Annotated in this window: 17 protein-coding genes and 1 pseudogene; 11 read left to right on the top strand and 7 right to left on the bottom strand. The window is 71.9% G+C overall.

The features are described from left to right. Position 1 precedes the first annotated feature (1 nt). From VB059_RS00890 to VB059_RS00880, 3 genes are all read right to left on the bottom strand, one after another. The gene (locus VB059_RS00890; protein WP_323420123.1) at positions 2-1,435 is read right to left on the bottom strand and encodes a sugar transferase; all 1,434 of its coding nucleotides are present in this window, start codon (positions 1,433-1,435) and stop codon (positions 2-4) included. A 131-nt stretch (positions 1,436-1,566) separates the two neighbouring features. Further along, positions 1,567-2,991, bottom strand: a complete 1,425-nt coding sequence (locus VB059_RS00885; protein ID WP_323420122.1) for a polysaccharide biosynthesis tyrosine autokinase — start codon at positions 2,989-2,991, stop codon at positions 1,567-1,569. A 178-nt stretch (positions 2,992-3,169) separates the two neighbouring features. Next, positions 3,170-5,998: an ATP-dependent RNA helicase gene (locus VB059_RS00880; protein WP_416339465.1), complete on the bottom strand. Its 2,829-nt coding sequence runs from the start codon at positions 5,996-5,998 to the stop codon at positions 3,170-3,172. An 82-nt stretch (positions 5,999-6,080) separates the two neighbouring features. Here VB059_RS00880 and VB059_RS00875 point away from each other — a divergent pair, with 82 nt between their 5' ends. Continuing rightward, positions 6,081-7,430 carry a DUF6884 domain-containing protein gene (locus tag VB059_RS00875; protein WP_323420121.1) on the top strand — a complete coding sequence of 450 codons (1,350 nt, stop codon included), beginning with the start codon at positions 6,081-6,083 and terminating at the stop codon, positions 7,428-7,430. 188 nt (positions 7,431-7,618) lie between these two features. Then, positions 7,619-8,050: an ankyrin repeat domain-containing protein gene (locus VB059_RS00870; RefSeq protein WP_323420120.1), complete on the top strand. Its 432-nt coding sequence runs from the start codon at positions 7,619-7,621 to the stop codon at positions 8,048-8,050. A gap of 104 nt (positions 8,051-8,154) precedes the next feature. Here the strand turns inward: VB059_RS00870 and VB059_RS00865 are convergent, their stop codons facing one another. The 3 genes from VB059_RS00865 to VB059_RS00855 form a co-directional block, all read right to left on the bottom strand. After that, positions 8,155-9,240 carry a hypothetical protein gene (locus VB059_RS00865; protein ID WP_323420119.1) on the bottom strand — a complete coding sequence of 362 codons (1,086 nt, stop codon included), beginning with the start codon at positions 9,238-9,240 and terminating at the stop codon, positions 8,155-8,157. 380 nt (positions 9,241-9,620) lie between these two features. Continuing rightward, entirely contained in the window at positions 9,621-10,013 is a 393-nt protein-coding gene (locus tag VB059_RS00860; protein ID WP_323420118.1) for a hypothetical protein, read from the bottom strand. A 3-nt stretch (positions 10,014-10,016) separates the two neighbouring features. Continuing rightward, positions 10,017-10,448 (bottom strand): hypothetical protein, encoded by a 432-nt coding sequence (locus VB059_RS00855; RefSeq protein WP_323420117.1) that lies wholly within the window; start codon positions 10,446-10,448, stop codon positions 10,017-10,019. 1,310 nt (positions 10,449-11,758) lie between these two features. Here VB059_RS00855 and VB059_RS00850 point away from each other — a divergent pair. The 7 genes from VB059_RS00850 (at position 11,759) to VB059_RS00820 (ending at position 18,858) form a co-directional block, all read left to right on the top strand. Continuing rightward, on the top strand, positions 11,759-12,736 hold the full coding sequence (locus VB059_RS00850) for a sulfate ABC transporter substrate-binding protein (RefSeq protein WP_323420116.1): 978 nt from the start codon (positions 11,759-11,761) through the stop codon (positions 12,734-12,736). A 4-nt stretch (positions 12,737-12,740) separates the two neighbouring features. After that, a complete protein-coding gene (gene cysT, locus VB059_RS00845; RefSeq protein ID WP_323420115.1) occupies positions 12,741-13,694 on the top strand; it encodes a sulfate ABC transporter permease subunit CysT in 954 nt (317 codons plus the stop codon). A 106-nt stretch (positions 13,695-13,800) separates the two neighbouring features. Further along, entirely contained in the window at positions 13,801-14,607 is an 807-nt protein-coding gene (locus VB059_RS00840) for a sulfate ABC transporter permease (protein WP_323420114.1), read from the top strand. After that, on the top strand, positions 14,604-15,611 hold the full coding sequence (locus tag VB059_RS00835) for a sulfate/molybdate ABC transporter ATP-binding protein (protein ID WP_323420113.1): 1,008 nt from the start codon (positions 14,604-14,606) through the stop codon (positions 15,609-15,611). Before VB059_RS00840 ends, VB059_RS00835 begins: the two co-directional genes overlap by 4 nt. A 294-nt stretch (positions 15,612-15,905) precedes the next feature. After that, positions 15,906-16,289 carry a FeoA family protein gene (locus VB059_RS00830; protein ID WP_323420112.1) on the top strand — a complete coding sequence of 128 codons (384 nt, stop codon included), beginning with the start codon at positions 15,906-15,908 and terminating at the stop codon, positions 16,287-16,289. Beyond that, complete coding sequence (gene feoB, locus VB059_RS00825; RefSeq protein WP_323420111.1) at positions 16,286-18,235, top strand: ferrous iron transporter B; 1,950 nt, start codon at positions 16,286-16,288, stop codon at positions 18,233-18,235. The genes VB059_RS00830 and feoB overlap by 4 nt, the downstream gene beginning before the upstream one ends. Positions 18,236-18,270: 35 nt before the next feature. Next, complete coding sequence (locus tag VB059_RS00820) at positions 18,271-18,858, top strand: NifU family protein (RefSeq protein WP_323420110.1); 588 nt, start codon at positions 18,271-18,273, stop codon at positions 18,856-18,858. Between the two features lie 848 nt (positions 18,859-19,706). Here the strand turns inward: VB059_RS00820 and VB059_RS00815 are convergent. Beyond that, entirely contained in the window at positions 19,707-21,200 is a 1,494-nt protein-coding gene (locus VB059_RS00815; protein ID WP_323420109.1) for an FUSC family protein, read from the bottom strand. A gap of 100 nt (positions 21,201-21,300) precedes the next feature. Here VB059_RS00815 and VB059_RS00810 point away from each other — a divergent pair, with 100 nt between their 5' ends. After that, the gene (locus VB059_RS00810) at positions 21,301-22,638 is read left to right on the top strand and encodes an MFS transporter (RefSeq protein WP_323420108.1); all 1,338 of its coding nucleotides are present in this window, start codon (positions 21,301-21,303) and stop codon (positions 22,636-22,638) included. Beyond that, positions 22,631-23,740, top strand: a pseudogene (locus VB059_RS00805) (FAD-dependent monooxygenase); the annotation flags it as partial. The gene VB059_RS00810 and the pseudogene VB059_RS00805, both read left to right, overlap by 8 nt. Position 23,741 lies beyond the last annotated feature (1 nt).

Genomic DNA, 23,741 nt, shown 5'->3' with positions numbered 1-23,741 from the left:
ATCAGTAGGCTCCCTTGGGCTGGAGGACGACTTTCACGGTCTTGAGGATGATGATGAGATCTCCCAGCAGGGACCAGTTCTCCACGTAGCGCAGGTCCAGGCGGACGCTCTCCTCGACCGAGAGATTCGAGCGGCCGTTGACCTGCCACAGGCCGGTGATGCCCGGCTTGACGAGCAAGCGGCGATGCGCCGCATCGGTGTACTCGGCGACCTCGCGTGCCACCTGGGGACGTGGCCCGACGATGCTCATCGCCCCGCGGAGCACCGTCCAGAACTGAGGGAGCTCGTCCAGCGAGTAGCGCCGGAGGAATCGGCCGACACGAGTGATCCGGGGGTCGTTCTCCACCTTGAACAGGAGCGCCTTTCCGCCTGCTTCGTCGATCATCCGATCGATGAGCCGGTCGGCGTCGATCCTCATGCTCCGGAACTTGTGGATGGTGAAGGTCCGCCCTCCCAGCCCGATGCGTTCCTGCCGGTAGAGCACCGGACCACCGTCGTCCAGCTTGATCGTCAGGGCCACCAGGAGGAGGACCGGCGACAGGATGACGAGTGCGGCGGTCGCGACAGCGATGTCGAAGGCCCGCTTGAGCAGGTGATGCCAGCCGGAGAACCTGGGCAGGTCCACGTGGACCAGTTCAAGACCCTGGGCGTCGGTGAAATGGATCCGCGGCCCCGTCACGTCGGTCAGTCCAGGCGCAAACATCAAGTGCGTCCGGCAGTCCTCCAGGTCCCACGCGAGTCTCCGTGCCTCGCCACGGGTGAGGCCGCTCGTCACCGCCACGGCCTCGACGCGGCCCGTACGCGCCCACTCACTGACGTCCTGGAAGGACACCCGATCAAGTCCGTCGAGCCCCTCGGGGGTGAGGGCCGCGTCCGTGGACGCCACAGCGACGGGCAGATAGCCCGCGTCCGGCCGTCGTCGCATGTCCTCGACCATGCCGGCAAGGTCCTCAAGGGAGCCGACCACCAGCGTCGGCGTCAGCCCTGCTCCCCCGCGCCGCTGATTGTTCAGCCCGCAGCGGGCGGCCCACCGTCCGACCAGCAGCATCAGCACCGCGAGAGGCAAAGTGGTGAGGAAGAACTTGCGTGACAGCTGCGCGCCGAGCAGGTACGAAACGACCGCGACGCCACCGAAGACGACGAAGCAGGCCCGGATGACGCGCCGGTACTCCTCCAGGCCCGCGCCGAGAATGCGGCGGCTGCGGGACTCCGTCCCGCCCAGAGCTCCCATCAGCAGCAGCCCGACCATGAGCCCGGCCACCACGTACGGGACGCCCGTCCCGCCGACCTCGGTGGTCAGCTCATCGCCGAACTTGAGCAGGTAGGTGGCCGTGATCGCCCCGGTGACCATCAGCAGGTCGATCCCGATCAGCCGGCGCCGATGGGCGTAATACCATCTGGTTCCCGGTCGTGGTGCAGGCTCGCGCCTTGTCACGCTGCTATCGGAATGCGGACCTGGCAGTTCATCGGATTTCGCAATGCTCACAGTCATTTTGTTTCCCCGGACATCGGTATCCCATCCCCAGGTCGGTCGGATCTCATCACTTGACGTATGTGTTCCGACGGTCAGACGATTTCCCGCGGCCGATCCGCCCAGTCCTCCGCCACGGCCCGCCGGGCGACCTTCCGACGGGTCTCGGAGGCCGGCTCGGCGCGTCCGTAGTAGCTCCCGTAACCGGCGCTCTCACCTCGTACCTTGTTCAGCACGACACCGAGCACCCGCCCGTCGACCGACTCGAGGCTCTCCAGTGCGGTCGTCAGTTGGGGACTGCGCACCTCGCCGCTTCCGACGACCACCAGCGCGCCGCTGGTCAGGCGCGACAGGATCGCGGCGTCGGTGACCGGGAGCAGCGGTGGTGCGTCGATCACCACGGCGTCGTATTGCTGGGTGATGGTCTCCACCAGGCGGGACATCGCGACGGATCCGAGCAACTCGGACGGATTCGGCGGCACCGGCCCGGACGTCACCACGTGAAGTCCCGGCAGGCCCCCCGCTTGCAGGACGTCTCCGAGCTGGGCGTGCCCGATCAGCACCGTGCTGAGGCCGGCGGCATCCTCCAGCCCCAGAAGGCGTCCGAGACTCGGCTTGCGCAGGTCGGCATCCACCAACAGGACGCGCAGACCGGCGGCACTCAGTGTGGCAGCGGTGTTGACCGCCGTGCTGGTCTTGCCCTCGTCAGCGACGGACGAGGTGATCACGAAGGAGCGCCGGCCCTGGCCGGCGTCGAGGTACTGCAGGTTGGTCCGCAGTCTCCGGAACGCTTCGGCGCCGACCGGGTCCTGGCCCTCCGGCGTGAACCGTGACCGGCCCGCCGCCGCCTTGTCGTACGCGATCCGACCGATGATCGGGGCGTCTGTCACCCTCGCCACATCCGCTGCCGTTCGGACCCTGGTGTCCAGGGTCTTCCTCAGGATCGCCTGCCCCACTCCGACGAACAGTCCCAGCAAGAGCCCGAGCGCGAGGTTCTGCGGGATCTTGGGGCTTGTCGGCGAGGACGGCACCGTTGCGGGGGTGATGACGGTGGCCGCCACGCTCCGTTGGCCCTGGCCGCCTTCCGGGGACAGGTCGTGCACGGCGGTGACCAGCTGGGCGCCGATCGCGTCGGCGATCGCGGTGGCTGTCGCCGGGTTCGGATCGTCGACCGCGATGTCGATGACCGAGGTGTTGGTGGGCACGGTCACCTTGACGTGTTCAGCCAGCGCGGCGGGGGTGGTGGCCAGCGGGATCCTGGCGATCACCGGCTGCAGGACGAGTGGCGACGTCGCCACCTGGACGTACGACTCGACCTGTTTCTGCGTGAACGATGTGCCCTGAGCAAGATCACTCGCCGACGACGCACCGTTCACCGAGAAGAAAAGTGCCGTTTTCGAGGTGTACACCGGAGTCAGAAAGAAACTCAGGATTGCAGCGCCGAGGACGCCGAATATGGTGACGGCCGTGATACTGCGCCAGTATTTTCGCAGCACCGTCAGGTAATCCCGCAGTTCCACCCTGCCCCCTCGTCGAGTCGTCGGACGGGGCCACGCTAAACCTCCTCACAGCTCGCACTTAGGTAACCAAAAGTTTCAAAACAGAAAGATGGCAGCATGCAGAACGGCTGATCGACGGAATGGCGGGAGCTACACTGTGTTCAATGTCACACGATCCACGCTTGTATCCCCGATGGACCTACGGGCTTCTGTGCCGCGACGTGGAGGTCCCCCGTTGTGGCGGCGCCGTCAGCGGGTCCTCGGGCCACGGGTGCTTGGGGTAGCGGCCGCGGTTCTCGGCCCGCACCTGTGGGTAGGCGTTCACCCAGAACGACGCGAGGTCGTCGGTGATCGCCAGCGGTCGCCGGGCCGGGGAGAGCAGGTGCAGCAGCACCGGCACCCGGCCCGCACAGATCCGTGGCGTACGGGTCAGGCCGAAGCACTCCTGCAGCTTCACCGCCAGCACCGGACGGCCGCCCGGATCGTCGATCTCGGGGTAGTCGACGCGGAGGCGGGAGCCGGTCGGCACCTCGAGCCGTTCGGGGGCCAGCTCGTCGAGTCGACCGGCCAGCGGCCACGGCAGCAGCCGGCGCAGGGCGCTGGTCAGGTCGAGCCGATCGGCAGGGGTGCCGGCGATCAGCGCGTCGACCTCCGGCACCAGCCAGTCCTGCCAGCGGTCGAGCAGCGCCGCCTCGTCCATCGCCGGCCACGGTTCCCCGTACACCCGGTGCAGCAACGCCAGCCGCCGAGCCAGCGTGCGCCCGTTCTCGGTCCAGCTGAACACCCCCTCGCCGCTGGTCAGGCCCAGTCCGCGGTCCGCCAGCGCGATCCGCACCGCCTCCCGGGCCGCGTCGGGTGAGGGGCGGACGTTCGCCGCGGACAGTTCGATCGCGCCCAGCCGCCGGACCCGGCGGGCGCTGACCTTGTGCCCGGTCCAAGTGGCGACCTCCTCCTCGACCAGCAGCGGCGCCGCGGCAGCCAGGGCCGTCGCCTCATCCAGCGCGGCGCCCGCCCGGATCACCGCCCCGGTCGCGCCCGCCGTGGCCGACCGCTCCACCTGGGCGATGGCGAGCCATTCCTGGCCGAGCAGCGCCGACCCGCGCTCGAGCACCGCCCCGGTCCCCGACGCGAGCAGATACGCCGGGTCGTCACGTCCGCCGCGTCGGCGGGCCACCCGGTCGGGAAAGGCCAGGGCGACGACGAGGCCCAGCGCGCTGTCCGCCCGGACCGCCTGCTCGCTCGACGACCGGCCGGACCGTCCCGCCTCGCCCCCGGCAGTAGCGGACCGCGCCGTCCCGAGGGTCCTCGTGTCGGACCGCGTCGGACCAGGGGGCCTCGTACCGGACCGCGCCGGACCGGACCGCGTGCCGGACGCAGTCTCGCCCACCAGCCGGGCGAACCGGTCCGCTTCCCGACGCCACCGTTGGGCCGCCGGGGTGCCGCCGCGCCGCAGCGCCCGCCACTGGGCGGCCAGATCCCCGCCCGGGGGACGTTCGTCCGAGGCGACCAGCGCGACCACGTCGGCGGCCACGTCCGCCCCGACCCGGGGGGCCGCATCGAGCAGCGCCCGGGCCAGCCGGGGATCGGCCGGTACGGCGGCCATCAGCCGGCCGCGGTCGGTCGCGCGGCCGTCCTGCAGCGCGCCGAGATCGGTCAGCGTCTCCACCGCGGCCGCCAGCGCGGCGGCCGGCGGCGGGTCGGGCAGCGCCAGCCCTTCACCGCCGGGGGCACCCCAGCAGGCCACCTCGAGGGCGAAGCCGGTGAGGTCCGCGGTGGCGATCTGCGGCGGGGCGTACGCCGCCATCCGGGCCCAGTCGTGCTCGGCGAAGCAGCGCACCACCGTCCCGGGCCCCAGCCGCGCGGCGCGACCGGCGCGCTGCTCGGCGGAGGCACGCGATTCGGTGACGGTGACCAGGCCCGACATCCCCCGCAGGCTGTCGTAGCGCGGCTGGCGGTCCAGCCCGGCGTCGACGACGAGCCGTACGCCCGGGACGGTCAGCGACGACTCGGCCACCGCGGTGGTGACCACCACCCGACGGTGCGGGCCGGGGGCGAGGGCGGCATCCTGCTCACGTCCGGTGAGCCGGCCGTGCAACGGCAGGACGTCGACCGGGGCGTCGGCGAGGATCGTGCCGGTCAGCCGGGACACCACCTGGCCGACCTCCCACGCACCGGGCAGGAACACCAGGGCGTCCCCCTCCGGGTGCTCGGCCAGGGCCAGCCGGGTGGTCCGGACGACGTGGTCGAGGAACGCGTACGTCACGCCGCGGGCGTCCAGCCGGGCGACGCCGGGCGGGGCCGGGGCCCATCGGACGGTCAGCCGGTGGAGATCGGCCTCGGCGGCGACGATCGGGACCGGCCCACCCACTGCTCCGGCTCCGGCTCCGGCTCGGCCGGCGCCGGCGGATCCGCCCGGGGGCCGGTCCGGGCCAGCAGGGTCGGTCGTGCCTGCCGAACCGGCCGTCTCGGCGACACCCGCTGAATCGGCCGGGTCCTGCGGGGTCCCCAGGAGGGCCGCCCAGCGGTCGGCGTCGAGGGTCGCCGACATCGCCACGACGAGCAGGTCGTCGCGCAGTTCGGTGAGTTCGCGGGTCATCGCAACGGCCAGATCGGAGTCGAGGTGGCGTTCGTGCACCTCGTCGAGGACGATCGCGCCGACGCCCGACAGGTCCGGGTCGCGCAGCAGCCGGCGGACCAGCACCCCGGTGGTGACGAACTCGATCCGCGTCGCGGGCCCGGTCCGCTGCTCGCCGCGGACGGTGAAGCCGACCTCGTGGCCGAGTCGGGTGCCGCTCAGCTGGGCCAACCGCCGTGCCGCGGCCCGGGCAGCGATCCGGCGCGGCTGGGTGACGATGACCCGCCCCGGGGTGAGCGCGGCGACCGCCGGGGGCACGACGGTGGTCTTGCCGGTGCCGGGCGGGGCCCGGACGACGGCGGCGTGCCGGGTGGTGAGGGCCTCCTCGAGGGCCGGTACGAGCGCCGCGGCGGGCAGGCCGGCACCGATGGCTGTGAGGTCGAGAAGGGGCACCCGTCCAGTGTCGCGCACCGGTGTGCACCCGTGCCTGGCACAATCGAGCCGGAGAAGGCGCGGACGAGGAGAAGGGGGTGCGATGAGCACCTGGCAGCGACTGGCGGAGCGACTCGGGGCGCAGCCCCACGGCGTCACGCTCGACTGGGCCGAGCTGGAGGCGCTCACCGGCGACCTGCCCGACGAGGCCCGGACGTCGGCGGACTGGTGGCTGGCCGACGTCGCCGTCCGCCCGGAATCCGCCAGTTGGCACGACGCCGGGCTGCGCGTGTCGGCGGTCGACCCCGGCACCTCGATCTCCTTCGTCCCCGGCCCGAAGCCCTGGGCCGCCGGGGCGACGCCCCCGCCGCTCGCCGCCGAACTGGCCGACCCCGAACCGCAGCCCGCGCCCCGCACCGGGCGGGTCACCGGACGCGCCACGACCCGCCCCGACATCGTGCTGGTCGAGCCGGACCGCGAGCAGGGCCCGCACGCCGCCCCCGCCGGTGAGCTCTTCACCGGCCCGCTGTTCACCCGGGAGAAGGCGTACGCCCGCTGGACCGGCGCGCCGTGGTTCGTGCTGTCCGGCGAGTACGGGCTGCTCACCCCCGACCAGGTCGTCGGGCCGAGCGACCACCGGCTGTTCACCGGGTCGCCGGAGCACCGCGCCGCCTGGGGTGCCTGGACCGTCGCCCGCCTCGAGCTCCTCGCCGGCCCGCTGCGCCGCGCCCGGGTCGAGGTGCACGCCGCGACCCCCGCGGTCTCCGAAGCCCTCCGCCCGCACCTGCTGGGGCTGGGGGCGTACGTGCTGGAACCGCTACGCGGCCTGTCGGTGCCCGACCGGATCGCCTGGTACGACGGCACCGTCCCCCGCGCCGCCGGTCCGGCGACCTATCCCGCGGTCGCCGCCGGCGACCCGATCACCGCCGCCCTCGGCGACGCGGCCCGCGCCGCCCGGCCCTCCGACCTGCTCGCCGGCATCGACCCGGACCTGCGCCGCCCCGGCATCCACAGCTGGTTCGTCGACGAGGCCGGGGCCGCCCAGCTCAGCGCCGGCCTCGGCAGCCGGATCGCGCCCGGCCTGATCTGGATCGGCCAGGCGGGCGCCGTACGTCCCGGCAGCGGGCTGAGCGCCACGACCACCCTGCGCAACCAGATCGCCTGGGTGCACCTCGGCCGGTCGGTGCGCCTGTCGCCGCTGCGCCGGATGCTGGCGGCCATCCTGCTGCACGCCCCGGAGTCCGGGGTGACCGGCGAGGACGCCCTGACCGACTGGATCCGGACCCACCTGCGGGTCGCGATCGTGGCCCCGGCCGACGTCGAACACCTGGCCGAGGCCGCCGACCGGGCCGCCGCCCGGCTGGGCCCCCAGCTGAGCGTCGAGCACGCCGACCCGGCGGTCCGCCCGGCCCTGCGGGAACTGCGCTCCGGGTTCGACGGCTTCCCCCGCTGAGCCGCCCCTGACCCGGCTACGCTCGCCGGGCCCACCGGGCCGGGCCAAGCCGAGCCGGGCCGGGCCGGGTCGGGCCAAGCCGAGCCGGGGGTCGCCGGGCCCACCGGCACTGATCAGTCCCTCCCCACCCGACGCCGACCGGCCCCTCCCCCACCGGCACCTGAGGGACGCGGAATAGGCTGCCCGGCATGAACGCGACGGCTCCGTCGCCGGACGACCTCACGCCCGACGCACTGCTCGATCTCGCCCGCCACGGCGAGACCCTCGCCCTGATGGCCGCCCTCGACAGCGGGCAGCCGTTGGAGGCGACCACCCGCGACGGCACCACCCTGTTGATGCTGGCGGCCTTCTACGGCAACACCGAATCGGTGGCCGCCCTGGTCGCCCGGGGCGCAAAACTGGACGTGGTCGACAACCGGGGACGTACGGCGCTGTCCGGAGCGATCTTCAAGGGCGAGGAACGGGTCGCCCGCCTCCTGCTCGCCGTCGGCGCGAACCCCGACCTCGGCACCCCGAACGCCCGCGACACCGCCGTGGAATGCCACCAGGAGCGCGTCTTCCAGCCCGACCCGGAGCTCGACGCCGCACTGCGCAGCGAGCTGGGCCACGCGTTCCGCTGAGCCCTGACACCGCGCACGAGGACGCGGCCAGGCAGCTTGCCCGATGGCACGAGACCTGACCGGACCACGCGAGACCTGACACAGGCCGAGCCCGCCGGACCACCTCAGGGCAGCCAGTAGAGCTCGATGATGTGCCGGTTGTCATCGACGAAGACGACGTGCTGGGTGCCGTCCGGCATCACGTACGCCGCGGGATCGCTCCGGCCGACGAGCACCCCGGTCCGCGTCGTGAGGTCACTCGGGTGCCAGCCGGCGTTGTCCTGCCAGTACTCGTGGATGTGGGAGTCCACGCCGATGTAGTTGACGTGCAGCGTCCCCTCGGCGGGATAGAGATAGCCCGTCGGGGTGGCGCTCCCGGACGGGGGAACACCGCCGACGGTCGCGGTGAGGTCGTGCTCGTGCCAGGTGCCGTCCCAGACGAACTGGTGCAGGTGGCCATCACTGGCGGCGAAGGAGACCACCTGACCGGAGCCCGGGTCGTTGGCGAAACCGACCGGGCGGCCGGTCGCCCGCACCGTGGAGCCGGTCGCCAGCGTGAGGTCGTGGTGGTGGAAACCGCCGGACGGGCCCTTCCAGAGCTCGTGGACATGCCCGTCCGAGCCGGCGTACAGCACGTGGTGGGTCTGCTGGGAGGTGAACCCGTACGCGGTGGGCGGCATGGCCGGCAGCGTGCCGGCCATGTACGGGGTCAGGTCGCTCTCGGTCCAGCCGAAGTCCTCTTCGAAGTCGAGGTACCGCAGCGTCCGGTCGGCCCGGAACACGACGTGTTGTCCGCGCTCGAAGGCGTAGCCGAAGGGTGTGTCGACCAGCGGCGGGCTGCCGTCGGTCAGCTGGTGGTGGTGCTTGTCGTCCGCGTCCCACCAGATCTCGTGGACCGCCCCGTCGGGTCCCCCACCCGACCGGATCCCCTGGTAGACCACGTGTTGGGTCCATCCCCCGGGCTCGTCCGGGTAGACGTACCCCGACGGGACCCCGTCGATCGGGGTCGCCCCGGCCTGGGCGGTCAGGTCGTTGTGGTGCCAATGATCGTCCCACCACAGCTCGTGCACGTGCCCGTCCCCGGCTCCGTTCCCGAAGCCCTGATAGACGATGTGCTGGGTCCATTGCTCGACGAAGGCGTACGCGGAGGGATTGTAGATCGCCGGCGGCGCCCCCGTACGCTGAGTGAGATCGTTGCTGAACCACGTCATCGGACACCACCTTCCTCCGCCGCCTCGACGTCGAGGGACGGGCTCCCGGGGGGTGCGCAAGGTGGGGCGGTGAGCCAGTGATCATGCGCCGGTGCTGCATGGCGAGCCGGTCATGTCTGGTGAGCCGGTGCTGCATGGGGCGTCGCCCCGCCCAACGGGCCCTGATGTGACCAACGTCTCACCGGCGGTAAGGGCTGTCAAGGGTCCCGCAGGCGGCCAGGAGTCCCGCGGGCGGTCAGCGGTCCCGCAGGCGGTCAGCGGTCCCGCGGGCGGTCAGCCGACCAAGCGAGCAGACAAGGCAGCGGCAAGCCGCTGATGTCAAGCGGTCGCCACAGCCCGACGATGTCGAACCGGCGCGGTCAGCGGTCAGCGGTCAGCGGTCAGCCGATGATGTCGAGGAGCACGACAGCCTCGGGCGTACGCTCCCCGAACAGCTCCCGGGCCCGATCCACGGCCGCCGCGACCGTCGCCGCCAGGCCGTACTTCTCCTTGATCGCGGTCTTCGCCTCGTCGAACACGGCTCCCTCGGTCACCACCGAGGCCCGGCCTTCGCGGACCGGTTCCTCCAGCTTCGGCTTCCCGCTGCGGGAACAGGGCCGTACGCTCACCACCGGGCCGGCGTCGAAGCGTTCCGCCGCGCCGGTGCTGTCAGGCAGCCAGTAGGCGAGCCGGTGGTCGGCCAGCGCGGCCACCCGTTCGATCGAGGTGACCGGATCGGCGTGCGGCGGATAGGAGGTGACCAGGATGTGCTCCACATCGGCAAGACTGGTCACCGGTCAGCCCTGTCGCCCGGGATCCGCCGGACCGGCCGGGCCGCCCGCACCGTCCGCTCCACCTGATCCACCAGCACCACCGGCTCCACCTGACCCGGCCGCACCACCTGATGCCGCACCGCCTGATCCGCCGGCGGCACGCTGGCGGATGTCGGCCTCCCGGGCAGCCGCCGACGACTCCAGGGTCTCCTTGCGGATCCGCCCGGCCGTACGCCGCGGCATGCCCAGGCCGAAGCCGATCCCCAACCCGCTGGCCAGGGCCAGACTGATGGCGATGACGATCTCCTGACCCGGGTTCGGCTGGGGCGCGCTGCGCATCGACTCGGCCGCAGCGATGAGTCGCTGCAGGTCGAGCCATCCCAGGTACGTGTAGACGATCGTCCCGATGAGGGCGGCGACGCCGACGAGGACCAGAAGCCACTTGAGGACCTTCATGCCCCAACTCTAGGAGCCAGGTGCCGCCCCTCGCCGGGGTTCGGCGGTGTCGAGGGCCGGGTGTCGGGGATCGACGGTGTCGAGGGCCAGGTGTCAGGTCACCTGGAGAAGGGTCAGGGTCGGGCCAGGTCCAGGGTCGGCGGTGTCGAGGGTCACCCCGGGGAGGGGGCCAAGTCGAGGGCGGGGGGCCGGCCCGGCGGTGTCGAGGGCCACCCCGAGGAGGGGCCAAGTCGAGGGCGGCGGCCGGCCCGGCGGGGGAACAAGCAGGATGGGCTCGGGTTGGCGTGGTCGCGTAAGGAAGCAGGCCCGGCGCGGGGCCACCCCAGGCAGGAGGGCCAGGCAGGGGTCAGGCCTGGGCAGAGAGCCAGGGCCGGGCAGAGAGCCAGGGCCAGGGCCAGGCAGAGAACCAGGGCGGTCCAACCGGAGCCATGTGTCAGCCAAACGCTGCCCCACTTCCAAACGCTGCCTGACTTACTGTTCGCGGGCGGAAATCCCGCAGCGTATGCACATTCCAGGTCGCGTTTGGGCATTACCGCCCCCGTACGGCACCCACCTGGGTCCGGCCAGAGCCGACCTCCACGCCAGGACCGACCTCGCATCCACACTGACCTTCACGTCGGGGCGGACCTTCACGCCTTCACGTCAGGGCTGACCTTCACGTCGGGGCTGACCTTCACGTAGGGGCTGACCTTCACGTCGGGCGGACCTTCACACGGGGCTGACCTTCACACGGCGCCGGCCTTCACCGACACCGACCTTGACTGACACCAACTTTGACTGACTCAGGCCTGAGCTGGTGCACAGTACACCCTGCCCCCTCGCCCGGATGGTGGGCCGGCTTGCCTCGGGGTGGAGGCTTATTCCTATAATCAATGTCGGTTAACGACTATTTAACCTGTACTTATATTGAACCCGGAGGTCGCATGCCCGACTCGCAGCCCCGAGCCTGCCAGCGTGGCAGCGCCCCACGGCCGGGCTCCGGCGACTCCGCCGGTCCCGAACGACGCCGCGGACGCTCGGCCAACTACGAGGTCCCAGCGGGCAGCGCCCCCGGGCGCGAGGTCCCAGCGGGCAATGTCCGAGGGAGCAATGTCCCAGCGGGCAGCACCCCGAAGAGCAGCACCCCGAAGAGCAGCACCCCAGAGGGCAGCACCCCAGGGAGCAATGTCCCAGTCGGCAAGGTCCTTCCAGAGGGCAACGACCGCCGAGGGGGCAACATCAGAGGCTGCCCCGGTCACTCGGCCGACCACGGTCCCGCCCCCCGGCGACGGACCGGACCACTGGGGCTGCTGCTGGCCTGCCTGGTGCTCGTGGCCTCCCTGGCCGGTTGCGCGGGCGGGTCGAGCGACACTCCGGGCGCGGCGGCCGCCCCGGCAGGCGGCCAGGTGCTCAACCTCTATGCGTTCTCGGTCGCCAAGCCGGGCTTCGAGGCCCTCGCCAAGGCGTACGCCACCACCCCGGAGGGGGCGAAGGTCACCGTGCTCAGTTCGTACGGGGCCTCCGGCGACCAGTCCCGCAAGGTCGTCGCCGGCGCCCCCGCCGACGTGGTGAGCTTCTCCATCACCCCCGACCTCACCCGGCTGGTGAACGCCGGCATGGTCGACGCCTCGTGGAGCTCCGGGGCCTACCACGGCACGCCGGTCACCTCGGTGGTGGTGATGGTCGTCCGCACGGGCAACCCGAAGGACATCCATGACTGGAGTGACCTGCTCCGCCCCGGCATCGACGTCGTCACGCCCAACCCGCTCAGCTCCGGCTCGGCACAGTGGAACCTGCTCGCCCCGTACGCCGCCACGAGCCACGGGGGGCAGGACAAGCAGGCCGGCCTGGACTACGTACGCTCCTTGGTGCACGACCACGTCAGCACCCGACCCTCCTCGGGCTCCGATGCCACCGAGACCTTCCGGCAGGGCCATGGCGACGTGCTGCTCAGCTACGAGAACGAGGCGATCGCCGCGATCGGCAAGGGCGACGACGTCGAGTACGTCGTGCCTCAGCAGACCGTCCGGATCGAGGCTCCGCTCGCCGCGGTGAGCACCTCGCCGCACCAGGAGGCCGCGCAGCGGTTCGTCGACTTCGCCGCCACCCCCGCCGGCCAGGAGGTGCTCGCACGCGTCGGCTACCGCCCGGTCGACCCGACCGTGGCGGCCGCCCACGCCGCCGGGTTCCCGCCGCTCGGCACGGTGTGGACCGTGGCCGACCTCGGCGGCTGGAACGCGGTGACCTCCGGCCTGTTCGCCAAGGACACCGGCGCCATCACGGCGATCTACAGCGAAGCGACGAGGTGACACCGTGAGTCTGTCCACTGACGTTCCTCGCGGCCCGGACCCGGACCCGGACCCGGGCCCCGGCCCCGGGCCCGAACCCGACAGCCAGAGCCCGGATGGCCGCGCCCCTGACCAGGACCCCGGTGGGCGCACCGGGGCCCGGCGGTCCCGGCCACCGGGCGAACGCGTACGGTTCGGGGTCAGCCCGGCGGCCCTCGGCGTCGTCGTGCTGTGGGTCAGCATCCTCGTCGCCCTGCCGATCGCCGCGCTGGTCGCGACCAGCCTGACCGGCGGCCCCCGCGGCTTCTGGGCCGCGGTCACCCGCCCCAGCGCCCTCGCCGCGCTCGGCATCACCCTCGCCCTGGCCGCCGGGGTCGCGCTGCTCAACGCGGTGGCCGGCACGGTGATCGCCTGGGTGCTGGTCCGTGACGACTTCCGCGGCAAGCAGCTCATCGACGCACTGATCGACCTGCCGTTCGCGCTGCCGACGATCGTCGCCAGCATCGTGCTGCTGTCCCTCTACGGGCCGGAGAGCCCGGTCGGCGTACACCTGGCCGGCACCCGGGCCGGCGTGGCGATGGCGCTGGCGTTCGTCACCCTGCCGTTCGTCGTCCGGGCCGTCCAGCCGGTGATGCGCGAGCTCGACGACGACGCCGAGGAGGCCGCCGCCTCCCTCGGCGCGCCGGGGTGGACCATCTTCCGCCGGATCATCTGGCCGGTGCTGCTGCCTGCCGTCGCCAGCGGGACCGGGCTGTCGTTCGCCCGCGCGATCGGCGAGTTCGGCTCGGTGGTGCTGATCGGTGGCAACCTGCCGGGCCGCACCCAGATCGCCTCGCAGTACATCCAGCAGCTGATCGAGGTCGGCGACCCGGCCTCCGCGGCGGCGGTGTCGGTGGTGCTGCTGGTGGTCTCGTTCGCGGTGCTCACCACCCTGCGCCTGGTCTCCGACCGGACGCAGCGCCGCGAGGAGGCGTCATGAGCCGCCGGCCGCGAGGAGGCGTCATGAGCCGCCCGGAACGAGAAACCGCCACGACCGGCCCGGAACGAGGAGCCGCCATGAGGGCCGCCACGAGCAAGGACGCGTCATGAGACAGACCCGTACGTTGCGCTGGAGCCTGCGGCTGGCCACCTTCGCCTACCTGGGCGTGCTGGTCGCCGTCCCGGTCGGGATGATCCTGGTCCGGACGTTCGGCGCCGGGCTGCGCACCTGGTGGTCCTGGGTGACCACCCCGGCGGCGATCTCGGCGCTCAACCTCACCCTGCTGATCATCGCCATCGTCCTGCCACTGAACGTCGTCTTCGGTGTCATCACCGCGCTCGCACTGGCCCGCGGCCGGTTCCCCGGCAAGGCACTGCTGCAGACCGTGGTCGACCTGCCGTTCGCCGTCTCCCCGGTGGTCGCCGGCGTGGCGATGATCGCCCTGTGGGGCGTCAACGGCTGGTTCGGCTGGCTGCCGCAGCACGGCATCCGGATCGTCTACGCGCTGCCCGGGATGGTGCTGGCCACCGCGTTCGTGACGATGCCGTTCGTCGTCCGCGAGGTCGAGCCGGTGATCCGCGAGATCGGCCGCGACCAGGAACAGGCCGCCGCCACCCTCGGCGCCACCCGCCGCCAGATCTTCTGGCGGATCACCCTGCCCGGCATCCGCTGGGGCCTGACGTACGGCACAGTGCTGACCCTCTCCCGGGCACTGGGCGAGTACGGCGCGGTGCTGCTGGTCTCGTCCAACCTCCCCGGCGTCTCGCAGACCCTGACCCTGCTGGTGCACGCCCGCTTCGTGGAGGACCACAACACCTACGGGGCGTACGCCGCCGCGACCGTCCTGATGGGCCTGGCGCTCCTCACCCTCGTCGCCACCACCCTGCTCGACCACTGGAAGAAGCAACGATGATCACCGTCACCAACGCGGTCAAAGACTACGGCGACTTCCGGGCGCTCGACGACGTCAGCCTGGACGTGCCCGCCGGCTCACTGACCGCCCTGCTCGGCCCGTCCGGCTCGGGCAAGTCGACCCTGCTGCGGGCGATCGCCGGGCTGGAGGTCCTCGACTCCGGACGGATCGAGATCGAGGGCCGCGACGTCACCGACGTGCCACCGCAGCGGCGCGGGATCGGCTTCGTGTTCCAGCACTACGCCGCGTTCCGGCACATGACCGTACGCGACAACGTCGGCTTCGGGCTGACGATCCGCAAGGAGTCCAAGGCGGCGATCCGCTCCCGGGTCGACGAACTGCTCGAGCTGGTCGGCCTCGGCGGGCTGCAGGACCGCTACCCGGCGCAGCTGTCCGGCGGGCAGCGCCAGCGGATGGCGCTGGCCCGGGCGCTGGCGATCCAGCCGCAGGTGATGCTGCTCGACGAGCCGTTCGGCGCGCTCGATGCGAAGGTACGGGCCGAACTGCGCGACTGGCTGCGCCACCTCCACGACGAGGTGCACGTGACGACCATCCTGGTCACCCACGACCAGGAGGAGGCGCTCGACGTCGCCGACAACATCGCCGTGCTCAACCAGGGCCGGCTGGAGCAGGTCGGCGAACCGACCGACCTCTACGACCACCCGGCCAACGCCTTCGTGATGGGCTTCCTCGGCTCGGTGTCCCGGCTCGGCAACGCGCTGGTGCGCCCGCAGCACATCCACCTGCGCAAGGTCCCGGACGGCTCGCCGGTGCATCCGGCCTGGTCGGAGGACATGGTGACCGAGCGTGCGGTCGTCGAACGGGTCACCCACCTGGGCTTCGAGACCCGGGTCGAACTGGTCACCCTCGCCACCGGCGAGGGCTTCACGGTGGCCCTCACCCGGGCCGACGCGAACGACCTGGGGCTGGCCGTCGGCGACCAGGTGTTCGCCACCGCCGACCGGGACCCGTCCACCGCGACCTTCGACGACTGGGTGATCTGAGACAGGGGCATCCGCCAGCACCAGCGGACAGGGACCCCGGGATCGTCCGCCAGGACCCCAGGGCCTCCGCCAGCGCCGGCCGGTGGACATCGGGAGCCCCAGGGGCATCCGCCAGGCAACCACCGGGGCATCCGCCATGGCCGACCAGTGGCACGACTGGTTCCATCGGATCAGGGGACCGTGTGAAATCGACCACAGAAACGGGACGCGGGGTTCCCTTCGAGAACTAGGTAAGGCTAGCCTTACCAACGTCGGCAAAGATGCCGCGGTCCCCACCCTTCCTGAGGTAGCAGCATGTCCGAGATCACCGTCACCCTGTCGCGGCGCCAGGTCGACCGGCCCGCCCCCGAGTCAACGCGTGCCCTGCGCGGCCTGCAGGAGCTCCCCGAGGGTGCGCCGGCGCTCATCGCCAGAGTCTGTGACGGCTCGGATGCGGCCTGTGCCCGCCGGCTGTTCGACCTGGGCTTCGCCCCCGGCGCACGCGTCGAGAAGGTGCGCCACGCCCCGTTCGGCGGACCCGCCGTCTACCGCGTCGCCGACTACGAGATCGCGCTACGCCCTGCGCAGGCCCGAACGATCCTGGTCGAGACCCTCCCCGCCGATCCCCCGTCCACCGGGAGCACCGGGAGTGTCGGGAGCGCCGCCGACACGTACGCCACCCGGTCCGTCGCGGCATGAGCCACGAGCACCACGGCGGTGGTGGCGGTCCGGTCGCGGTCGCCGAGGGCACCCCGCGGATCGCCCTGGTCGGCAGCCCGAACTCCGGCAAGTCCACCCTGTTCAACGCGCTGAGCGGCCTGCACGCCAAGACCGGCAACTACCCCGGTGTCACCGTCGCCCGGTACGAGGGCCTGGTCCGGACTCCGGCCGGCGCGGTCGTCGTCGAGGATCTGCCCGGGGCGTACAGCCTCGACCCGATCAGCCCCGACGAGCAGGTCGTCGACGACGTCCTCGACCCGGACCGGCCCGCCCCCACCACCCCGGACGCCATCCTCGCCACCGTCGACGCCACCACGCTGCGCCGCTCGCTCGGCCTGGTCGCCCAGGTCCTCAGCGTCGGCCTGCCGACCACGGTGATCGTCACCTTCACCGACGAACTGGCCCGCCGCCGGGGCCACCTCGATCTCGCCGCGCTGGAGCGGGCGCTCGGCGTCCCGGTGCGGGGCATCGCCGCCGGCGACCCGCGGGCGGTCGGCGAACTGCGCGACCACCTCGACCACGCCGCACACTGGGCCCGCCCGGTGATCCCGCCGCCGACCGACCCCGACGAGGTGGGCGGCTGGATCTCCTCGGTGCTGGAGTCCGCCGGCCACCGGGTGCCCTCGGTCGATGCCCGCACCCAGCGGATCGACGCGGTGCTGCTGCACCCGGTGTGGGGCACGATCGTCTTCTTCGTGACGATGTTCCTGTTCTTCCAGGTGATCTTCACCGTCGCCGCACCGCTGCAGGACCTCGTCCAGAGCTTCTTCGACCGGCTGTCCGGGCTGGCCCAGACGTACGTCCCGATCGGCTGGCTGGCGGCGTTCCTGAGCCAGGGCCTGATCGGCGGCGTCGGCGCGGTGATCGTCTTCCTGCCGCAGATCGCGCTGCTGTTCATCCTGATCTCGCTGCTCGAGGGCACCGGGTACATGTCCCGGGCGGCGTTCCTGATGGACCGGGTGATGGCGAAGGCCGGGCTGGAGGGCCGCGCGTTCGTGGCGCTGCTGTCCTCGCTTGCCTGCGCGATCCCGGGGATCATGGCGACCCGGTCCCTGCCCAGCGCGAAGGACCGGCTGGCGACCATGCTCGCCGCCCCGCTGATGACCTGCTCGGCCCGGCTGCCGGTGTACGTGATGCTGATCAGCCTGTTGGTGCCCTCCGGGGCACGGGTCGGGCCGATCGGCGCACAGGGTGCGGTGATGTTCCTGCTCTACCTCGGCGGCGCGTTCGCCTCGATGGGCACGGCGTGGTTCTTCAGCAAGGTGACCGGCCGCCGCCAGGGGCAGCTGCCGTTCTACATGGAGATGCCGCCCTACCGACTGCCGCGGCTCTCGACGGTCCTCCACGCGGTGTGGGACGCCTGCGCGGCGTTCCTGCGCAAGATGACCACGATCATCCTCGGCGCGACGGTGGTGATGTGGCTGCTGATGAGCCTGCCGATGCCGTCCGCGCAGCGGCTGACCGACGCCGGGATCGACCCCGCGGACAGTGCGGCCGTGGCGACGTACACCCTCGACCACTCGGCCGCCGCAGCGGTCGGCAAGGCGATCGAACCGGTCTTCGCGCCCCTCGGCTTCGACTGGCGGATCAACATCGCGGTGATCTCCTCGATGACGGCCCGCGAGACGTTCGTCTCGACACTCGGCCAGGTCGCCGCCGCCAGCGATCCGCAGGACCCGGGCACCGCGCTGGAACGGATGACGGTCGACCACGGCCCGCGGGCCGGGCAGCCGCTGTTCACCCCGCCGGTGGTGGCGTCGCTGATGGTGTTCTTCATGTTCGCCCTGCAGTGCCTGTCGACGATGGCGGTGATGCGCCGCGAGACCGGCACCTGGAAGTGGCCGCTGATCGCCTGGGGCTACATGTTCGGGCTGGCCTGGGTGCTGGCGTTCCTGACCCGCCTGCTGGTGGGGGCGTTCGGATGAGCGGCCGGCTCCCCGTCCGGGTCGGCGCGCCGCGTATGGCGCTGTCCGTGCACCCGGAGGCCACCGAGGACCCGCGGACCATCCGCTGGGTCGTTCCCGCGGGAACGTTCGACTTCGTCGGATCGCCGCGGGTGGTCCCGCCGGCCCTGCAGGCCCTGCGCGCCGATGGCACCCTGACCCGCATCGTCGTCGAACCGGCCGCCGTGCTCCTCAGCACCGACGGCGATTGGCGTACGCTCGGGGGCCCCGTCCGGACCGCCCTGATCAGCGCCCTGGCCGAGCCGTCCGGCTGGCAGCCGGCGACCGGCCAGGACGCCCTGCCCGGCGCGGTGCTCGCGGCGGCGGTCGAGCAGGTCATCGCCGGGGAGGTCGGCGCGTACGTACGTTCCCACGGCGGCAGCGCACACCTGGTGCGGGTCGAGGGCACCGTCGCCACCATCGCGTTGGACGGCGCGTGCGCGGACTGCCCGGCGCGGGGCGCCACGCTCGGGCTGCGCTTCGGCCACGCGGTGGAGGCGCTGTGCCCCGGCGCCGAGGTCGTGCTCGAGGAGAACGGGCGGCCACTCCTGCTGCGCTGGGGACGACGCCCGGGTGCGGGCCGAGGGCCGTCATCCATGGAATGAGGGGCCGTCATCCATGGCGTGACGTGCACAGTGGACCGTTCCTGGGCGAACCGTTCTGGTACGGGCCGTCCCGGGTGTGGGCCAATCCCGACGCGGGCCATTCCCGGCACGGACCGTCCCCGGCACGGACCGTCCCCGACGCGGGCCAATCCCGACGCGGGCCGTCCCCGGCACGGACCGTCTCCGGCACGGATCGTCTCCGACGCGAACCGTCTCCTGCTCGAGGACGACCCCCGGCTCACCGAGCTCGCCCGGGAACAAGAGATGATGTGGAACGACCGGACCTGACCGGATGCCACCGCATCCCCATGCACGACGTAGCTGATCTCCGAGTCAGACGAGCATCACGCCGCGGGTGAGCTGTGTCGCCTGGTGAGCTGTGCCGTCGCTTGTGATCTGGTTGCCCATCCGCCGATGATGCGTTCGCCGCCCGACCGGCCCGCCAATACGTGCGTCCTCCGCCCGACCAGCCCGCCAATACGTGCGTCCTCCGCCCGACCAGTCAGCCAATACGTGCGTCCTCCGCCGACCAGTCAGCCGCCGCCTGTTCATTCAGCCGCCGCGCCCCGGTGGGCCGCGACTGAATGGCGCCGAAGCGGCTACCGAAGACCGGGCACCGAAGCGACCACCGACGACCGGACACCAAGACGCCACCGAAGACCGGGCACCGAAGACCGGACACCAAGACGCCACCGACGACCGGGCACCGAAGACCGGACACCAAGACGCCACCGACAGCCGAGGCGGCCACCGGACACCGGACACCAAGACGACTACCAGGCACCGAGCAGGCCAGGGACGCCTCCGGCCCCACAGCCCGTATCCTCTGGTGGCCGGCCGCCGGGTCGTCAGCCGTGGATCTTCGGCAGCTCCGAGGTCTGCAGCGACGCGTCCGGGTCGATCCAGCCCTCGCCGTCGGGGCGATCGGCCGGGCGACCCAGGATCGGGATCACCCGGGGCCACAGGCCCATCGCCCGGTCCTCGGCGAGCCGGTCGGCCGTGTGGCGGCGTTCCTCGGCCTCGAGCTCGCTGATGATCTGGTGCACCATGCCGAGGATCGATCCCCTCAGTAGCCACAGCCCGCGCTCCTGGGCCGGGTCGACCGTCATCAGGTCGGTGAGCGCCGCGCGGGCCTCGCCGACCTGGGACAGCGCCTCGTCGAGTTCACGTTCCGCATCGGCGCCGGCATGGGTGGACCGGGGCGTCAGGGCCGTCGCTCCAGCGATCGCACCGGCGGCCGCTCCGCCCGAACGCGGGCCTTCACCGCCCCGACCCCCGCCGGCCGGGCCTTCGCCACCCCGACCCCCACCGGCCGGACCGTCATCGCCCGACTTTCCGCGCCCCAGCTCCGTGCGCCCCGGATCGGGTCGGCTCCCCTCCACCTCGGCCTCGACGTAGCGACCGTACGCGGCGATCGCGTCGGCCAGCGTGCCGAGCAGCCAGGCGAAGGCGGGGCGTACGTCCTCGCCGTACCCGTCGTCGCGGGTCTCCCGGACCGGCGCCTCCAACGCGACGACGTGGAACAGGTTGCGGATGTCCAGGACGATGCGTTCCAGGGTGTCGGCACCCAGCTCCAGCACCGGCCCGACGTCCGTGGTGCCCAACGCCCGCGGGTTCATCCGGCGGGCCTCGCGCGACTCGGCCACCGCGGTCCCGGCCCGGGCCACCTGACCACTCAGCGCCCGGGCCTCGGCCAGCCACGCCTCGGCCCGCGACCGGGTGATCGGCTGGGACGACATCGACTCGGTCACCCGGGTCAGCAGGTTCGCGGTGCTGCCCGCCGCCCGCCGGACCATCCGCCCGGCCCGCCGTGACGGCACCGGTGAGGGCAGCACGATGACGAAGAGGAAACCGATCGCCGCACCGATCAGGGTGGTGAAGATCCGGTTCTGCACCGCGACCTCCTGGCCCTGGACGGCGAGGATCAGCATCGCGCTGATCGGTGTCTCCAGCGACTGCTCACCGAGGTGGAACACCTTCGCCGAGGCCAGCGACAGCGCCACGACGAGCGCCAGGCTCCACCACGACAGGCCGACGAACTGCGACACCAGGACGGCCAGCATCACCCCGGTGACCACCGCGCCGATCCGTACGACCATGCTGCGCAGCGTGCCCAGGTTGGTGCCCTGCACGACGAGCAGGGCGGTCAGCGGTCCGGTCAGGTCCGGCGGTCCCTGGACGATCGGCATGCTGGCCAGGTAGGCGATCACCGTGGCCGTGGTCAGCCGCAGGATCCAGACGCCGGTCGGCTGCAGACGCGAGGGCACGTCGCGCCAGCGGCGCGGGTGGGACGGCCACAACCGCTCCAACAGCGACCATCCGAGTGCCTGCAGCCGGGACATGCAGCCAGGTTAGTGGCCTGCTCCAGCCCCCCTGAATGTGACCTGTACAACACCTGAACTAGCATGCTAGCGTCTCAGCACCCTTGAGAAGGAGCTGACAATGACGTCGATCGACCAGGCCGCACGGCGGAGCCCCCAGGCCCCCGCAGCGACCAAACCCCTCACCGTGGCGGTGGCGAGCCTCATCGGCACCACCGTCGAGTACTACGACTTCTTCATCTTCGGGACGGCCGCCGCCCTGGTGTTCCCGAAGCTCTTCTTCCCCGGCACCGACGCACTCACCGGCACCCTGTTGTCGTTCGCCACCCTCGGCGTCGGGTTCCTGGCCCGGCCACTCGGCGGTGTTGTCTTCGGCCACTTCGGGGACCGCGTCGGCCGCAAGAAGATGCTGGTGATCACCCTGCTCGGCATGGGCCTCGCCACCGTGCTGATCGGCATCCTGCCGACGTACGCCACGATCGGCGTCGCGGCCCCGATCCTGCTCACCCTGCTGCGTCTGGTGCAGGGCTTCATGGTCGGCGGCGAGTGGGGCGGAGCCACCCTGATGGCGGTCGAGCACGCGCCGGCGGGCCGCAAGGGCCTCTTCGGCGCCTTCCCGCAGATGGGCGCACCGGCCGGCACCGGCCTGGCGACCGGCGCCTTCCTGGTCGCCGCGATGCTGCCCGACGACCAGTTCCTCGCCTGGGGCTGGCGGGTGCCGTTCCTGCTGAGCGCCCTGCTGGTGCTGATCGGCCTGGCGATCCGGCTGACCGTCGAGGAGAGCCCGGCGTTCCAGGCCGTCCAGGCCGAGGACACCGCCCATGCGCTGCCGATCGCCGTCGCGTTCCGGCACCACTGGAAGGCCATTCTGCTCATCGCGGGCACCTACCTGAGCCAGGGCGTGCTCGCCTACCTGTGCATGTCCTACTTCGTGAATTACGGCACCAAGGCCGTGGGGATCCCCCGGGTCGAGGCCCTCAGCGGCGTCCTGGTCGCCGCCGTGATCGCCACCGTCGCCTACCCGATCTTCGGCTGGTTGTCCGACTTCTGGGGCCGCAAGACGATGTATCTGCTCGGTGCGGTCCTGATGGCCGTCTCGGTCTTCCCGGCCCTGGCGCTGATCAACAGCGGCAACTCGCTCCTCTTCGCGCTTGCCATCACGCTGATGTTCGGCATCGCGATGCCGCCGGCGTCCGGCGTCACCGGCCCGCTCTTCTCGATGGTCTTCCCCAAGGAGGTGCGCTACTCCGGCGCCTCGGTGGGCTACACCATCTCCCAGATCGCCGGTCCCGCCTTCGCGCCGACGATCGCCACCGCCCTCTACGGTGCCACGCACTCGTCCACCTCGGTCGGCGCCTACATGCTCATCGTCTGCCTCATCTCGGTCGTCTCGGTGGCCCTGCTTCCCGGCCCCTGGGGCCGCCGCGAGGCCGCCCTGCAGCAGCAGGAGGTGCACTGAGGTGGCGATCCCGGCAGCAACCAGCACCACCGACGTCCTGGTCGTCGGCGCCGGGCCGTTCGGCCTGACGACCGCGATCGCCCTCGCCCAGCAGGGCGTCTCCGTACGCCTCGTCACCAAGGCCCCCTGGGTGGCGAACTCCCCGCGGGCCCACATCACCAGCCAGCGGACGATGGAGGTGTTCCGCGACCTCGGCCTGGAGGAGCGGGCCCGCACCGTCGCCACCCCATGGGCCGAGATGGGCGACACCCTGCTGGCGGTCAGCCTGACCGGACCGGAGATCGCCCGGATGCCCGCCTGGGGCTCCGGTTTCGCCCGGCACGGCGACTACGTCCGCAACAGCCCGTGCGAGTACCTCGACATTCCCCAGGACCGGATCGAGCCGGTCCTCGTCGACGCGGCCGGGCGCGACGGCGTCGGGATCAGCCACCGGACCGAACTGCTCGATTTCGAACAGGACGCCGACGGGGTGACCGCCCGGCTCCGGCACCGGCTCAGCGGGTCGGACGAGGTCGTCCGGGCCCGCTACCTGGTCGGGGCCGACGGCGCCCGGTCGATCGTCGCCGACCGCATCGGCCTGCCGTTCGAGGGTCACCAGAACCGTGCCGGGACGCTCTACACCCAGTTCCGCTGCGACCTCGGCCGATACGTCGCACACCGGCCGAGCATCCTGCACTGGTTCTTCAACCCCGAGATGGACATCGGCGAGATCGGCCTGGGCCTGCTGCGCTGCACCACGCCATGGACCGAGTGGATCGCCGGCTGGGGCTTCCTGGTCGAGGACGGCGTGCCCGAGCCGACCGACGAGGAACTGGTCGGCCGGATCCGCCAGCTGGTCGGCGTGTCCGACCTGGAGGTGGAGATCTTCAACCGGTCGGTGTGGTTCGTCAACCAGCAGTACGCCACCGACTACTCCCGTGGCCGGGTGTTCTGCGGCGGTGACGCCACGCACCGGCATCCGCCGAGCAGTGGCCTGGGCCTGAACACGTGTGTCCAGGACGCCCACAACCTCGCCTGGAAGCTGGCGTACGCGGTGAAGGGGCAAGCCGGGCCGGGTCTGCTGGAGAGCTACTCCGCCGAGCGGGCCCCGATCGGACGCCAGA

The organism is Raineyella sp., from assembly GCF_034933565.1.
Lineage (GTDB): Bacteria > Actinomycetota > Actinomycetes > Propionibacteriales > Propionibacteriaceae > Raineyella.
Note: the sequence above shows the minus strand (reverse complement) of the source record. Positions and strands in the feature narration are given on the sequence as shown.

What these genes read in the sequence shown, in the direction of transcription:
- VB059_RS00875 (WP_323420121.1), top strand. Translation starts at nt 6,081, where the DNA reads ATGAGCACCTGGCAGCGACTGGCGGAGCGACTCGGGGCGCAGCCCCAC.
- VB059_RS00870 (WP_323420120.1), top strand. Translation starts at nt 7,619, where the DNA reads ATGAACGCGACGGCTCCGTCGCCGGACGACCTCACGCCCGACGCACTG.
- VB059_RS00865 (WP_323420119.1), bottom strand. Translation starts at nt 9,240, where the DNA reads ATGACGTGGTTCAGCAACGATCTCACTCAGCGTACGGGGGCGCCGCCG.
- VB059_RS00855 (WP_323420117.1), bottom strand. Translation starts at nt 10,448, where the DNA reads ATGAAGGTCCTCAAGTGGCTTCTGGTCCTCGTCGGCGTCGCCGCCCTC.
- VB059_RS00840 (WP_323420114.1), top strand. Translation starts at nt 13,801, where the DNA reads ATGAGACAGACCCGTACGTTGCGCTGGAGCCTGCGGCTGGCCACCTTC.
- VB059_RS00835 (WP_323420113.1), top strand. Translation starts at nt 14,604, where the DNA reads ATGATCACCGTCACCAACGCGGTCAAAGACTACGGCGACTTCCGGGCG.
- VB059_RS00830 (WP_323420112.1), top strand. Translation starts at nt 15,906, where the DNA reads ATGTCCGAGATCACCGTCACCCTGTCGCGGCGCCAGGTCGACCGGCCC.
- feoB (WP_323420111.1), top strand. Translation starts at nt 16,286, where the DNA reads ATGAGCCACGAGCACCACGGCGGTGGTGGCGGTCCGGTCGCGGTCGCC.
- VB059_RS00820 (WP_323420110.1), top strand. Translation starts at nt 18,271, where the DNA reads ATGGCGCTGTCCGTGCACCCGGAGGCCACCGAGGACCCGCGGACCATC.
- VB059_RS00815 (WP_323420109.1), bottom strand. Translation starts at nt 21,200, where the DNA reads ATGTCCCGGCTGCAGGCACTCGGATGGTCGCTGTTGGAGCGGTTGTGG.
- VB059_RS00810 (WP_323420108.1), top strand. Translation starts at nt 21,301, where the DNA reads ATGACGTCGATCGACCAGGCCGCACGGCGGAGCCCCCAGGCCCCCGCA.